This window comes from Xanthomarina gelatinilytica, assembly GCF_000348685.1.
Taxonomy (GTDB): domain Bacteria; phylum Bacteroidota; class Bacteroidia; order Flavobacteriales; family Flavobacteriaceae; genus Xanthomarina; species Xanthomarina gelatinilytica.
On sequence record NZ_ANLA01000004.1, the window covers coordinates 706,465 to 720,305 of the forward strand.

The following is a 13,841-nucleotide window of genomic DNA, read 5'->3' on the forward strand; positions in this document are numbered from 1 at the left end:
AAAGTGGCTATTATATTAAGTGTAGAAACTTCAACAACCAATTGTTCAGTCTCTCTTTCTAAACAAGGAGAGACTTTTGCACTTTTGGAAGATAACAGTAAAGATTATTCCCATGCTGAACGACTGCATGTATATATGGAAAGACTCTTGGCAGAAAACAATTTACAGCCAAACCAATTGGATGCCATTGCAGTAAGTAAAGGTCCTGGTTCCTATACAGGATTAAGAATAGGTGTTTCGGCTGCTAAAGGTCTTTGTTTTGCCTTAAATAAGCCTTTAATATCTGTTTCTACTCTGGAAGCTTTGGCACATCAAGTAATTGTTGAAAAGGGATTGATAATTCCCATGCTCGATGCCAGACGTATGGAAGTTTATTCTGCTGTTTTTGATGCAAATTACCAAATCATAAGAGAGGTTGAAGCACAAATCCTGGATGCTAATGCCTTTGCTGAATATTTAGAGACTGGACAGGTCTTTTTTTTAGGAAATGGTGTTGAAAAGTTTAAATCCATCATTCAGCATCCACATGCTCATTTTATAGACAATAAGTTGCCTTCTGCAAACCAAATGAGCCAGATAGCTTATCGTAAATTCCAAAAAAGCGACTTTGAGGACGTCGCTTATTTTGAACCTTACTACTTAAAGGATTTTGTAGTTATAAAATCAAATAAAAAATAAAAAAGCCTCCCAAGAAATTGGGAGGCTTAAAGTTTTAGGCTTTTTTCTGTATTTCAACTTGATGTGGATAAGGAATATCAATTCCGGCAGCATCAAGAGCTTCTTTGGTATTTTCTATCATACTGAATTTCACATCCCAATAATCTTCTTTTTTCACCCAAACCCTTGTAAAAAAGTTAATGGAACTATCTCCCAACTCAGACACATTGATTGCTGGAGCTGGATCTTTTAGGATGGAAGGATTGGCCTCTACAACACTTAAAATAACCTCTTTGGTTTTTTTAATGTCAGACTCGTATCCTACTCCAAAAGTAACATCTACACGTCTTGTGTCTTCTGTGCTGTAGTTTGTGATGTTGCCATTGGAAAGACTGCCATTTGGTATAATAATTTCTTTATTGTCTGGAGTTGTTAACTTGGTTGTAAATATTTCAATTTCCTTAACCGTTCCGGTTTCTCCCTGCGCTTCAATAAAATCGCCAATTTTAAAAGGTTTAAAAATCATAATTAAAACACCTCCTGCAAAATTTCCTAAAGAACCTTGAAGTGCCATACCAATAGCCAAGCCGGCTGCAGCTAAAATTGCGGCAAAAGAAGTAGTTTCTACCCCAAGCTGAGATAAGATAGCAAGAATTAAAAGGATTTTTAATAACCAACTAATTAAATTTAAAAGGAACTTTTGAAGACTTTCATCAAAGCCTCTTTTGGTCATCACAGTTCGAGCGCCACGAACCAGTTTTTTTATGATCCAGGAACCAATAACCCATATAACAATGGCTCCAATAATTTTCAAGCCATATTCAGTTGCAAGTTCAATACCTTTAGTAGTCCAATTTTCAATATCCATATATGTTTTTTTTGATTAGACCGTAAAGTTAAAAAAAATAGTTTGAAATCTGGTTTTCAAATAGAAACGGATGGTTATTTAAACAAATATTAAATTAGTATGGAGCTAATGGCTAAAACCGAAGGGATTGACTGGATATAAAAAAGCGATATTTTTTTGGTGGTTATTGCTCCAAAAATACCAGCAACTGTAATGCAGCCCAAAAAGAAAAGAATGGTTTTGGTATCATTGTTAACTAGTGAAAAAATTAAACCAGCTGCTAAAAACCCATTGTACAAACCTTGGTTGGCTGCTAATACTTTTGTCTCTTCGGCAAAGGCTTTGGATTTTAAACCAAAAGTTTTAATGCCTTTAGGTTTGGTCCATAAAAACATTTCCAAAAATAAAAAATAGAGATGCTCTAAGGCAACCAAACAAACTAAAAAAATGGATACAATACTCATGTTATTTGTTTTTTAATTGGTTTATGGCTTCTTGACTGTTTTTAACTGGTAATTTACAGGTATGGTTTACACAAACATAAATTAAGGTTTCATTTTCTATATATCTATTAAGCAATAAAGGAAGCTTGCTTTTTTTAGTGCTTCCAGCTACAATTTTATTTGGAAGATATTCTTGGTTTATTTCTTTTATTTTTTTGTTGGCATTTGCTCCAGTAGCTGCAACTTCATAAAAAGGCTGTGTGTAGTTTAGCATAAGATCCAACCAATTGGAATAATTGGATCCGTATTCCTGTATCTCTAGCTTAACGTTGTTTAACATCATTGTGGCTGTTTTTAAATAATATGTGTTATCAAAAAAACGTGATAATTTAAATAAGTTTTTGGCCATAACGGAATTGCTTGAAGGAATGACATTGTCTCTATATTCCAAGCTTCTGCTAACCAACATGGCATCTTCATTGGAAGTGAAATAAAACATGCCATTGTTTGTTTCGTAAAAATGATCGAACACATAGTTGGTTAAATCCCTGGCAGTAAATAACCATGTTTCGTTTAAGGTGTTTTCGTAAAGCGCAATCAATGCCTCTATGGTTAGTGCGTAATCTTCCAGATAGCCATTTATGGTACTTTTGTTGTTTTTGTAGTTATGGTTTAAGCCACCATCTTCACGCCATTGGTTGTAGGTAATAAAATGGGCATTTTTTTCTGCCGATTTTAAAAAAGCAGCTTCACCAAAAACCCTATAAGCATCTACATAAGCTTTTAACATTAAAGCATTCCAGGAGGTTAAGGTCTTGTCGTCCAAACTTGGTCTGGATCTTTTCTCACGATTGTTTAACAACTGTTCCTTCCATTGGTTTTTCTTCTCGTTTAATTTTTCAATACTTATGTTGTGGGTTTTCACAAATGCATTATCTGAATCTTTTCTAATTAAAACATAATGGTTCTTTTCCCAAAAACCATAGTTATTAATGTTATAATATGCTGCAAACAATTCAAAATCAGCACCTAATATTTGTTGAAGCTCTTCTGTGGTCCAAACATAAAAGGCGCCTTCTTCCAGATGGCCTTGCGTGGTGTGGCTATCTGCATCCAATGAAGAATAAAACGCTCCATTTTCTGCAGTTAATTCCCGTTCTACAAAAGCTAAGGTTTCGTACACAACGTCCTTGTAAAGTTTGTTTTTGGTAATTAGGTAAGCATCAGTATATAAGCTTACCAATTGGGCATTGTCGTATAGCATTTTCTCGAAGTGAGGAATGTGCCAATTCACATCTGTTGCATATCTTGAAAAACCACCTCCAACCTGGTCGTAAAGTCCTCCATACGCCATTTTTGTAAGCGTGAGGTTTACAAATTCCTGCAGCTCTTTATGATGTTTTGTGTATGCATATCGTAATAAAAAATGATAATTGTTTGGCATCATAAACTTTGGAGCACGTTTTAAGCCACCAAGTTCACGATCGAAATATTGCGACCAATTTGTAACGGTTTCATCAATAAATTCAATGTTAAAATCGGCTTCATTGGTATTTACTGTAATCATATCCATGGCTTTAATGCCTTGTTCCAGCTTATTGGCATATTCATGGAGCTTTTCTGGATTTCTATTATAGAGGTCTGAAATTTGCTCCAACGCACTAAGCCATTGTTCTTTTCTAAAATAAGTGCCTCCCCAAACAGGTCTGCCATCTGGAAGCGCTACCACATTCATGGGCCAACCACCACTTCCTGTCATTAGTTGCACAGCATTCATATATACTTGATCGATGTCTGGACGTTCCTCTCTATCAACTTTTATGTTTATAAAATTAGAGTTCATGAGTTTGGCTACAACTGTGTCTTCAAAACTTTCGTGTTCCATAACATGACACCAGTGACAAGCAGCATAGCCAACACTAATTAAAAGCAGTTTGTTCTCGGTTTTTGCTTTTTTTAAAGCAGTATCGTTCCAAGGATGCCAATCTACAGGATTGTGGGCATGTTGTAAAAGATAAGGACTGGTTTCGTGAATTAAATTGTTTGTGTATGGCTTATTCATAAGGTTTTTATTTGGTCCTTGACAACTCGATAAAATGCTGAGCAATAATATGAGAGCATATTTCATAACTCAAAGTTACGGATTTAAAGACACAAAAAAAGCGTCCATGTAGAACGCTTAGGTTTTAAAATATTTGAAAATGGTCTAGTTAACTTCGAATGTCAGTTTTACATTGACCCTAAATTCTGTTACTTGATCTCCATTTACAATGGCACTTTGCTCTTTAATGTAAACGGATTTAATGTTCTTTACGGTTTTAGAAGCTTCTTTGACTGCTTTTCTGGTGGCATCTTCCCAACTTTCTTTAGAATTTGATAAGACTTCGATAACTTTTAATACTGCCATAATTATAATTTTTTAAATGAAACTTTAGTGAATCTTAAAGTTAAGAAAAAATTAACCATTTATGGCAACAACAGTGTTAACTTTACCTTGTAACATTTCCTTAAGGATGTTTTCTATACCACTTTTTAGGGTATACGTGGAAGAAGGGCAGCCACTGCAAGCACCTTGTAAAATCACTTTTACTTCTTTGCTTTCCGGATTGTAAGAGTTAAATTGAATATTGCCACCATCACTGGCAACGGCAGGTTTAACATATTCTTCCAAAATATTGATGATTTGTTTGGAGATATCGTCCAACTCTTCAAAGGAGGCATCCAGTTGTTCCGAAGTTTTTTTCAAGGCTTTTGGTGCTTCTGGAGCAATAATTTCTTTTCCTTGTTCTATATAACTTCTAATGAATTCACGAAGTTCCATGGTGATTTCATTCCAATCGGCAACTTCATATTTGGTAACAGAAACAAAATTTTCATCAAAAAAGACTCCTTTTACAAAAGGGAAATGAAATAATTGGGTTGCTAAAGGCGATAATTTGGCTTCATCTATTGAAGTGAATTCATAAGACGTTGTTACCAGTTTCTTGTTGGCCACAAATTTCATGGCAGAAGGGTTTGGAGTGCTTTCAGCATAAACCGTTACAGGTACTTTTTTAGGGGCAGCTGTCTCCTCTACTACTACACCACCATTGTTCAGGTAGCTTTGTATCTGATCGGCAACTTCATCCTGGACGTCTTTCCATGCTATAATATTAAACCGTTCTACAGCAATAAAATTACCAGAGATGTAAACTTTTTTCACAAAAGGTAAATAAAATAATTGCTGTGCCAATGGGGAAGATTTTGCTTCGTCTATATTGTTGAATTCGAAACTTTGATGCTGTGTTATAAATTGATTTATTTCGAATTTTATAATGCTATTGTTGGAAGTTTCTTTAATGGAAACTTGAAAAGTATTCATAAGTTTAAAATTTTTTACAAAAATACTAAAAGATAACTTTAGATATCCATATATTTGGCTTTTTCGCTTTTAAGAGCACAATTTTTTTATCGTATTTTCTCTAAATATAGTAAACCTTTAACTTTATTGTGAGACTGATAAAAAGTAATTTTTATATATTTGGTTTCTGTTTATAATTTTTTAGTAAAAAATTAGTTTAATTAATAGCCAATTAGCAACTTTTAAACAGAGTCCCTGAAAACTAAAATTATGATATTGAAAAGGTTTTATATGCTAGCTTTTGTGTTTTTGTTAGCGCAAACAGCTATATCTCAAGAGGGTATGCCTATTTACTCAGATTATTTAACCGATAATTACTACTTAATTCACCCTTCCATGGCTGGAGCAGCCAATTGTGCCAAAGTGAGAGTTACAGGTCGTCAACAATGGTTTGGGGACGAAGATGCACCTAGACTTTTAACCATGAGCGTCAATGGAAGAATAGGCGAATCGAATTCTGGTGTTGGAGCTATTTTTTATTCTGATAAAAACGGATATCACTCCCAAAATGGTGCCTATTTAACCTATGCACATCATATTATGTTTTCTAGAAGCGAAGTGGATCTAAACATGCTTTCTTTTGGTTTAAGTGCAGGGGTTTTACAATATAAATTGGATGAAACAGCTTTTACAAACGAGCCTTTTGATCCCATAATCGCTGGGATCGAGCAAAGTGCCACTAATTTTAATATAGACTTTGGTTTTTCTTATTTCCTATACAATTTTTATGCACATGCAACCGTAAAAAACATGCTTAAAAACGATGGTGTTAATTCCAATGCCAACGGACTTTTTGCTTATGACAATCCGAGACAATTTATATTGAGTGCTGGAAATGTGTTTCAAAAATACGGAAGCGAATGGAGTTTTGAACCTTCCTTGATGTTTCTGTATAAAGATGGTACCAAAGAATCTTCCATAGATGTTAATGCAAAGGCTTATAAAGAGTTTGAGTTTGGTAAACTATGGGGAGGAATTTCATATAGAAGAAGTTTGGATGGTGCCGAGTTTCAAGATGGACAAGGGGTTTCCAGTCAAAAATTACAATACATCACTCCGTTACTGGGTATAAATTATGGCCAGTTTATGTTTGCTTATACATATTCTTATCAAGCCAATTCCGTGGTATATAATAATGGTGGTTTTCATCAAATTACTTTAGGATATAATTTTGCTTGTAAAAAGGAGCGTTACCATTGTAACTGTCCTGCAGTAAATTAAAAAGTTATAGCCTTGAAGATTTCAAGGCTTTTTTTTGGTTGAAACAATCCTGTTTTAGACTTTTGATTCACTTAATTTTTTTGTATATTTTTTGTAAATAAACAACATGCCATGCCAATTATAAAACCTGTAAACGGAAAACATCCACACATTCCAGAGTCCTGTTTTGTTGCAGAAAACGCTACTATTGTAGGCGAAGTAACCATGGGTAACCAATGTAGTATTTGGTTTAATGCAGTAGTTAGAGGTGATGTTCATTATATTAAAATGGGCCATAAGGTAAATGTACAGGATGGCGCAGTAATACATGCTACTTATCAAAAACATCCTACAAACATTGGGAACAACGTATCCATAGGACATAATGCCATTGTGCATGGCTGCACCATACATGATAATGTGCTTATTGGTATGGGTAGCATTGTGATGGATAATTGTGTTGTTGAAAGCAACAGTATAATTGCTGCTGGTGCTGTGGTCACTCAAAACACCAGAGTAGAGGCAGGAAGTATTTATGCAGGAGTGCCTGCAAGAAAAGTAAAAGACATTAGCCAGGAATTGATATCAGGAGAAATCCATAGAATTGCTGAAAATTATGTCACTTATTCCGGTTGGTTTAAAGATGTTTAAAAATCTAAATATTCTATTTTGTACTGATTGCCAATTAGGGACTTTAAAACATCCAACCTACCATTGGAATAGAACTCAATTTGAGGTTTTGATATGGATTGGTTTAACAGCTGATGTTGTTTTAAAACAGCTTGGGTTTGCCTGGCAACTGCCTCTCCAGAATCAATAATTTTAATGTGTTTTGGAAGTATCTCCAAGAGCTGTGGCAGCAAATAAGGGTAGTGTGTACAGCCTAACACCAAGTAATCTACATTGGCATCCAACATGGGTTTCATGTATAATTTTAATAGCGAAGACATTTCTTCTGAATAGATGTTGCCATTTTCGATTAAGCCTACCAAACCTTCCCCAACTTGCTCTACCACTTTAATGCCATTGGCAAAAAGATCGGTGGTTTTATGAAACAGTTCGCTGGAAAGTGTGCCTTTGGTTGCTAGAATACCTATGGTTTTTGTTTTGGTGTTTAAAGCAGCAGGTTTTATGGCTGGTTCAATACCTATAATGGGAATGGGATAGGTGTCCCTTAAAATTTTTATGGCATTGGTTGTGGCTGTATTACAGGCAACAACAATAAGCTTACAGCCTTTATTTAAAAGTAAATCGCTGTTTTTTTTACTTAGGGATATGATTTCTTCTTTAGATTTTTCACCATAAGGCGCATTTTTGCTATCGGCTAGATACATGGTGTTTTCGTATGGCAATAAGAGGTTTAGCTCCTTCCAAATGGAGGTGCCACCAACGCCAGAATCGAAAATGCCAATAGGTTGCTTGTTCATACTTCCAAAAATAAAAAAAGCCACTTGATTTAAGTGGCTTTCAATTTAACTTTTTAAAATAAATTAGATTCCTAATTCTTTTTTAACATCGTCTATAAGGTTTTTACCGTCAGCCATAATAACGCCACCACCTTGGGTAGAGTCCAATACGTAATCAAAACCTTGAGCTCTGGCAACTTTTAAAATGGCAGCTTTAGCTTTTTCAGTAATTGGTTTTAATAAATCAATTTCTTTTTTCTGCATTTCTTGTTGTGCTTGCCCTTGGTATTGTTGTATGTTTTGTTGCATGGTTTGTATCTCCATTGAACGTTTTTGGTTTTCTTCGTCAGTTTTTGTTGCAGCTTCAGCTTCGTATTGTTTCAATTTATTTTGATACTCTGTTACCATAGCTTGAATATCGGCTTCGTAAGTTTTACCAAGCTTGTCCATTTCTGCTTGTGCTGTATTCATTTCTGGCATCGCTTTTATTAAGTCTTGTGTATTAATATGCGCTACTTTGCTTTGGGCTTGCGTAAAACTTGTTGCTCCAATAAATAAGGCTGCTGCAAATAAAAAGGTTTTAAAATGTTTCATTTCTAAATAGTATTAATAAGTGTTATAATTTAATTGTTATCTGTTTCGTCTGGCTCTGTGCCATCATTATTGTTTTCTTGTGCTTGTTGTCTTTCTCTTTCTTCTTTTGCTTTTTGTCTGTCTTCAAGAATTTTTTGTCTTCTTGCATCCAGTTCTTTTTGTCTTTCTTCTCTATCTCTTAATTTTTGTTGTCTGCGTTCTTCAAGAATTTCTTCTCTGGATTTTTGTTCTACTGGTTCGCCATCCTCATTTACAACTTCTCCATCTTCGTTAGTGGTTGTTTCTTGGTTTTGTGTGTTTCTGGCATTTAGTTTTTCTTCTCTAATTCTAGCTCTTTCGGCTATGATACTGTCTCTACGTTTTTGAGCTTCTAATTGCTTTTGTTCGCGTTCGTTTAAAATTTGCTCTCTACGTTCTTCGGCAGCTTTTTCCCTGGCTTCTTGTTCTTCGTCTATTTCAGGAAGGTTTTCTTCGGCTTCAGCAGCTTTGCGTTCCTGCCTTGTTTGGGCCTGAGTACGTTTTGAGGTTCTGGAAATGCTTCGAATGACTTCATCGCTAAAATCGAATCGTTCTGCAGAATATAACATCACCACATCTGCCGATTTATCGAAAACAAAATCGTACTTTCTTTTTTCGGCCATATCTTGAACTGCAGCAAATATTTGGTCTTGAATAGGCTGGATCAACTGTTTTTTTTGAATCATTAAATCACCATTTGGACCAAATCTTTTTTGTTGATAGTCTAGAATTTCCTTTTCTTCAAAAGCTATATCTTCTTCACGTTCTTCAATAAGTTCTTTTGTTAAAAGTGCTTTCTCGTTGCTTAAATCTTTTCGTTTTTGTTCAATCTCGTTTAACTGGGTTTCAATTTCAGTTTTCCATTTTTGAACTTTACTTTCCAACTGGGCAGATGCTTCTTGATATTCAGGGACATTTTGTAAAATGTACTCTGTATCTATGTAACCTATTCTTACACCACGTTGTGCATGAGCAGATATACCAATTGTAGAAACTATAATCAGTAAAAAAAGAACTTTTAATTTCATCTGTGTCATAATTTATAATTTATGGTCTATAAATTCTAAAAACGACAGCTAATTATTTAAGTTGTCTGTCTATTTTTTGAATTATTATTTTCAAAATTAACGAAATTTAACTTTAAAAATTTTAATTCTCAATTTAAATAATCAAATTGTTATTAGAAAATATCGTGCCAAATTAAAATTGTTGTCCAATTATAAAGTGTGTTTCCCATCCATTTGGTTGTGTTTGTCCAGGAACAGGATCGAATCCGTAACCAAAATCAATACCCAGTAAACCAAAGGCAGGCATAAATACACGCAGACCAACACCAGCAGATCGTTTAAGGTCGTAAGGGCTGTAATCTTTAAATGCGTTATAGGACATACCACCTTCCATAAACCCTAAAACAAATATTTTTGCTTGTTGTTTTAAGGTAATAGGATATCTTAATTCCAATGAAAATTTATTGTAAATGGTTCCACCATCGTTGGTAGGATTGCCATTTTCATCCAAAGGTTGGATGGATTGGTTAGGATATCCACGTAATGCAATTGTTTCCCTGCCATCCAAGCTGTAAGACCCCAAACCATCTCCTCCTAAAAAGAAACGCTCGAAAGGGATGTCTCCTCTATCTTGATTGTACGCTCCCAAGAAGCCAAATTCTGCACTTGGCTTTAGAACCAGTTTTTTAACAATCTCGGCATACCAGTCTGCTTTAAACTTAATTTTATAAAACTCCAACCATTTAAATCGCTCTTGGTCAATTTCGGCTATACCTTCACTAGCTTCCTGTCGTATGTCATTATCCAATGATGTATTATTAACGATATTCTCTAAATCTTCCCTTTCGTGTTTTAAGGCATTGTAATCCACATTGTTAAATAAAGAGTATGGTAAGGTTAATTTCGCACTTACACTAAAATTGGAACCTCCAACTGGGAAAACAGGATCGTTATAGGTGCTGTTTCTGCTTAAACCTATGGTGTAAGCCAAGTTATTTGAGTAACCATCACCAAAAGTGAACAGTCCGGTATTATAATTTTTTAGGTTATAATGTTGGTAGCTAACAGCTTGAGATAAGGTGAAAAAGTTATCTGGAGCATTTAAACGTTTTGCAATACCTACCGAGATACCAGTTATGTTAAAGCGTTTGTCTTTGTCAGCTTTTCCAGTTCTGGAATCGTATAAAAATTGTTTGGTATGGGAAACAGAGGTTGAAAATTGAACTGGTTTTTTACCACCTAACCATGGTTCTGTAAAAGAGAAACTGTAGGTTTGATAGAATTGACTTGCTTGTAATCGTAGAGACAGTTTTTGGCCATCACCACGAGGAACAGGTTTGTAAGCGTCTAAATTAAATAAATTTCTTAATGAAAAGTTGTTGAAAGATAGCCCAAGCGTACCAATAAAACCACCTCCGCCATAACCACCTTGTAGTTCTATTTGGCTGGAACCCGTTTCCACAACCACATATTCCAAATCTATGGTACCTTCGTTAGGGTTTGGATTATTGAAGTTGGTTGCAATTTGTGCTGCATCGAAAAATCCTAGCTGACTTAACTCTCTAATGGTTCTAATGACATTTGATTTGTTGTACAACTGTCCTGGACGAGTATGTAGCTCTCTATAGATAACATGATCGTTTGTCACGTCGTTACCAACAACAGAAACATCTGTAAAATGGACCGGTTTACCTTCTGAAATCCTGATTTCTAAATCGATAACATTTCCTTCTGCACTTATTTCAACAGGATTAATGGTTGAGAACAAATAACCATTGTTTTGGTAAAGGTTTGTAATATCTACAGCATCTGGGTTTTCGGTATCTGCGATTCGTTTTTCAAGGAGTACGCCATTATAGGTCTCTCCAGGATTGATACGTAGTATTCTCCTTAAAATATCATCTGAATATACAGTGTTCCCAATAAAGTCTATTTTACCAAAGGTGTATAGCTCGCCTTCTTCCAATTCTATGTAAATGGCAACATTTTTATCATCTAACACCACCAAACTGTCCGACAGAATCCTAGCATCCCTGTAACCGTTTTCTTTGTATTTGTCTATGACACTGTTTAAATCTTCTTTAAAATCGGCTTCAATATATTTGGAACGTTTAAGGATACGGGTTATGTTTTTCTGTTTGGTGTTTTTCATAGCTTTTTTGAGTTTGCTATCTTTAATAACCGTATTTCCAGAAAATTGGATCTCCTTAACTTTTACTTTTTTTCCTTTATCTATATTAACAACCATATTCATAACACTTTTGGATGTTTGAATGGTGTCTTCAACTTCAATGGTGTTAATGTTAACTTTGGTGTTGTAAAATCCTTCTTTTTTGTATTTATTAACAAGGTAGTTTTTGGTAGTGGTAAGAAGGTTCTCGGTAACTTTGACCCCTTTGTTTAAAGAGTTCTCGGTAATGAGTTTTTCTTTCTTTCCTTTTTTGATACCATTGATCTTAACTTCGTTAAGTTCTGGTAAATCTTCCAATCTAATTTCCAAAAACACTTCATTGCCTTCTATTCTATTAACATAAATCTCGATGTTGTTGAATAGGTTGGAATTCCAGAGTTTTTTAATGGCATTGCTTATTTTGTCTCCAGGAATAGAAACTTCTTCTCCAGTCCTTAGTCCAGAGTAAGTGATAATGGTTTGTTCGCTGAAACTGGTTTCTCCAACTACTTCTATGCCACCTATAGTGTATGTTTCACCATTTTGAGGATTTGATACTTGAGCTTTTAAACTTTGAACATTAACAAAAAACAGCAATGTTAAAATAAATGGTAAGTATGTTTTCAATAGTACTTTATTAGTTAATTTGTTCACTTGTTTTCCCAAATCGTCGTTCTCTTTTTTGATATTCAATAATTGCTTCATATAAATGCTGCTTTGTAAAATCTGGCCAAAGTACATTTGTAAAATACAATTCTGCATAGGCAATTTGCCATAAAAGGAAATTGCTTATACGTTGTTCGCCACTTGTTCTAATAAGCAAATCTACGTCGTGTAAATTTTGCGTGTAAAGATGCTCATTAATAACCGATTCATCAATATTTTCGGGCGAAATTATATTATTTTTAACTTTAATGCTTATTTTTTTTAAGGTATTTATTATTTCCTCCCTTGATCCATAACTTAAAGCAAGCGTTAAAACCATTCTGCTGTTGTTTTTGGTTTTCTCCATGACCTCCAAAAGCTCCTTGTGCGCTTTAGCTGGGAGTTCGTTTAGGCAACCTATGGCCATGAGTTTGATGTTGTTGTCTTGAAGGGTTTTAATTTCTTTTTTCAAGGAAGACACCAGAAGTTTCATAAGTGTTTGCACTTCTAGTTTGGGTCTGTTCCAGTTTTCTGTTGAGAAAGCGTAAAGGGTTAAGTTTTCTATGCCCAATTCGGCACAGCCTTCCACTACTTGGCGCACAGCCTTTGTGCCATTTTCATGGCCAAAAGCCCTCATCATGCCTTTTTGTTTGGCCCAACGTCCGTTGCCATCCATTATAATGGCTAGGTGTTTAGGTAATTTGCTTGTATTTATTTCTGATTTTAAATCCATTTAAAAAACGCAATAGCATGGTTTTCTCCCAAAAGTATAGGTCAAGGTAACTCCTGTAAACATGTACCAATCGTTGTTGTTTTTGTTTCCAAAAGCCGAAGGAGCATCATTATCGTAATCTGGAACGCTTCCATCAATTTCATCACTAAAGGTATATCTTGCTCCAATTTCTGCTGCAATAACAAAATTTTCCACAAAACGATATTTAAAACCCAAAACCATAGGAATGCCATAAGCAATACTGCTGGTGTTTTCTGAAGTTAGTTGCCCACGACGAGTAAAATAAAAATTATCATGATAAGCAGCTGTTACGCCAGTATATAAATAAGGGGTTGCCTTGTTGGTGCCTTGATGAAGGTCGAAATCCAAGAATGTGAATTCCAATCCTAAGGAGGCTTCAACTATGTGGTTGTTTATTTGATATCCTCTTTCTTGACGTCTTGGGTCGTCTGATTTTAAATCGTCCATTTTCAGTTCAGAATAAATTAATGAAAACCTAAACGAATGTCTTGGACTTCTGTTCCATTTGTATATACCACCAAAGGCAAGTTGGTTTGGCGCAATGTAATCTGTGGCACCAACATCGCCAATAAAATTACTGCCACCAAGAAAAACCCCAAGTTCATGGGTTTGGGAGTGGCTTAATTGTATAGATATTATGAATAAAAATATTGTGGTTAAATACCTCATAAATGTTCAAAAGTTTGCAAATATAATAAAT

14 protein-coding genes are annotated in these 13,841 nt (G+C 34.9%); 3 read left to right on the forward strand and 11 right to left on the reverse strand.

Features of this window, described 5'->3' with window-relative positions:
* Positions 1 to 3 precede the first annotated feature (3 nt).
* Positions 4 to 678: a tRNA (adenosine(37)-N6)-threonylcarbamoyltransferase complex dimerization subunit type 1 TsaB gene (gene tsaB / locus D778_RS03765; protein WP_007647834.1), complete on the forward strand. Its 675-nt coding sequence runs from the start codon at positions 4 to 6 to the stop codon at positions 676 to 678.
* A 34-nt stretch (positions 679 to 712) separates the two neighbouring features.
* Here tsaB and D778_RS03770 read toward each other — a convergent pair whose 3' ends face one another.
* The 5 genes from D778_RS03770 to D778_RS03790 all read right to left on the reverse strand — a co-directional run bounded on the left by D778_RS03770 (position 713) and on the right by D778_RS03790 (position 5,308).
* Positions 713 to 1,525: a mechanosensitive ion channel family protein gene (locus D778_RS03770; protein ID WP_007647835.1), complete on the reverse strand. Its 813-nt coding sequence runs from the start codon at positions 1,523 to 1,525 to the stop codon at positions 713 to 715.
* 89 nt (positions 1,526 to 1,614) lie between these two features.
* Entirely contained in the window at positions 1,615 to 1,968 is a 354-nt protein-coding gene (locus D778_RS03775) for a DUF1304 domain-containing protein (RefSeq protein WP_007647836.1), read from the reverse strand.
* Between the two features lies 1 nt (position 1,969).
* Positions 1,970 to 4,009, reverse strand: coding sequence for a thioredoxin domain-containing protein (locus tag D778_RS03780; protein WP_007647837.1), 2,040 nt, complete (start codon positions 4,007 to 4,009; stop codon positions 1,970 to 1,972).
* A 144-nt stretch (positions 4,010 to 4,153) separates the two neighbouring features.
* Positions 4,154 to 4,354 carry a dodecin family protein gene (locus tag D778_RS03785; RefSeq protein WP_007647839.1) on the reverse strand — a complete coding sequence of 67 codons (201 nt, stop codon included), beginning with the start codon at positions 4,352 to 4,354 and terminating at the stop codon, positions 4,154 to 4,156.
* A gap of 51 nt (positions 4,355 to 4,405) precedes the next feature.
* On the reverse strand, positions 4,406 to 5,308 hold the full coding sequence (locus D778_RS03790; RefSeq protein ID WP_007647840.1) for a NifU family protein: 903 nt from the start codon (positions 5,306 to 5,308) through the stop codon (positions 4,406 to 4,408).
* 249 nt (positions 5,309 to 5,557) lie between these two features.
* Here D778_RS03790 and D778_RS03795 point away from each other — a divergent pair, with 249 nt between their 5' ends.
* Both D778_RS03795 and D778_RS03800 read left to right on the forward strand, forming a co-directional pair.
* Positions 5,558 to 6,568, forward strand: a complete 1,011-nt coding sequence (locus D778_RS03795) for a PorP/SprF family type IX secretion system membrane protein (protein WP_051052625.1) — start codon at positions 5,558 to 5,560, stop codon at positions 6,566 to 6,568.
* 111 nt (positions 6,569 to 6,679) lie between these two features.
* Positions 6,680 to 7,198, forward strand: a complete 519-nt coding sequence (locus D778_RS03800; protein WP_007647842.1) for a gamma carbonic anhydrase family protein — start codon at positions 6,680 to 6,682, stop codon at positions 7,196 to 7,198.
* On the opposite strand, the gene murI is transcribed toward D778_RS03800, so the two are convergent.
* The 6 genes from murI to porG all read right to left on the reverse strand — a co-directional run bounded on the left by murI (position 7,195) and on the right by porG (position 13,810).
* A complete protein-coding gene (murI, locus tag D778_RS03805) occupies positions 7,195 to 7,974 on the reverse strand; it encodes a glutamate racemase (protein ID WP_040491446.1) in 780 nt (259 codons plus the stop codon). The genes D778_RS03800 and murI overlap by 4 nt on opposite strands.
* A 63-nt stretch (positions 7,975 to 8,037) precedes the next feature.
* Positions 8,038 to 8,547, reverse strand: a complete 510-nt coding sequence (locus D778_RS03810; protein WP_007647844.1) for an OmpH/Skp family outer membrane protein — start codon at positions 8,545 to 8,547, stop codon at positions 8,038 to 8,040.
* A gap of 29 nt (positions 8,548 to 8,576) precedes the next feature.
* Entirely contained in the window at positions 8,577 to 9,593 is a 1,017-nt protein-coding gene (locus tag D778_RS03815) for an OmpH/Skp family outer membrane protein (protein ID WP_007647845.1), read from the reverse strand.
* Between the two features lie 172 nt (positions 9,594 to 9,765).
* Entirely contained in the window at positions 9,766 to 12,447 is a 2,682-nt protein-coding gene (locus D778_RS03820) for a BamA/OMP85 family outer membrane protein (RefSeq protein WP_081602612.1), read from the reverse strand.
* Entirely contained in the window at positions 12,380 to 13,120 is a 741-nt protein-coding gene (locus D778_RS03825) for an isoprenyl transferase (protein ID WP_040491336.1), read from the reverse strand. The genes D778_RS03820 and D778_RS03825 overlap by 68 nt, the downstream gene beginning before the upstream one ends.
* Positions 13,121 to 13,810: a type IX secretion system protein PorG gene (gene porG, locus D778_RS03830; protein WP_007647850.1), complete on the reverse strand. Its 690-nt coding sequence runs from the start codon at positions 13,808 to 13,810 to the stop codon at positions 13,121 to 13,123.
* Positions 13,811 to 13,841 lie beyond the last annotated feature (31 nt).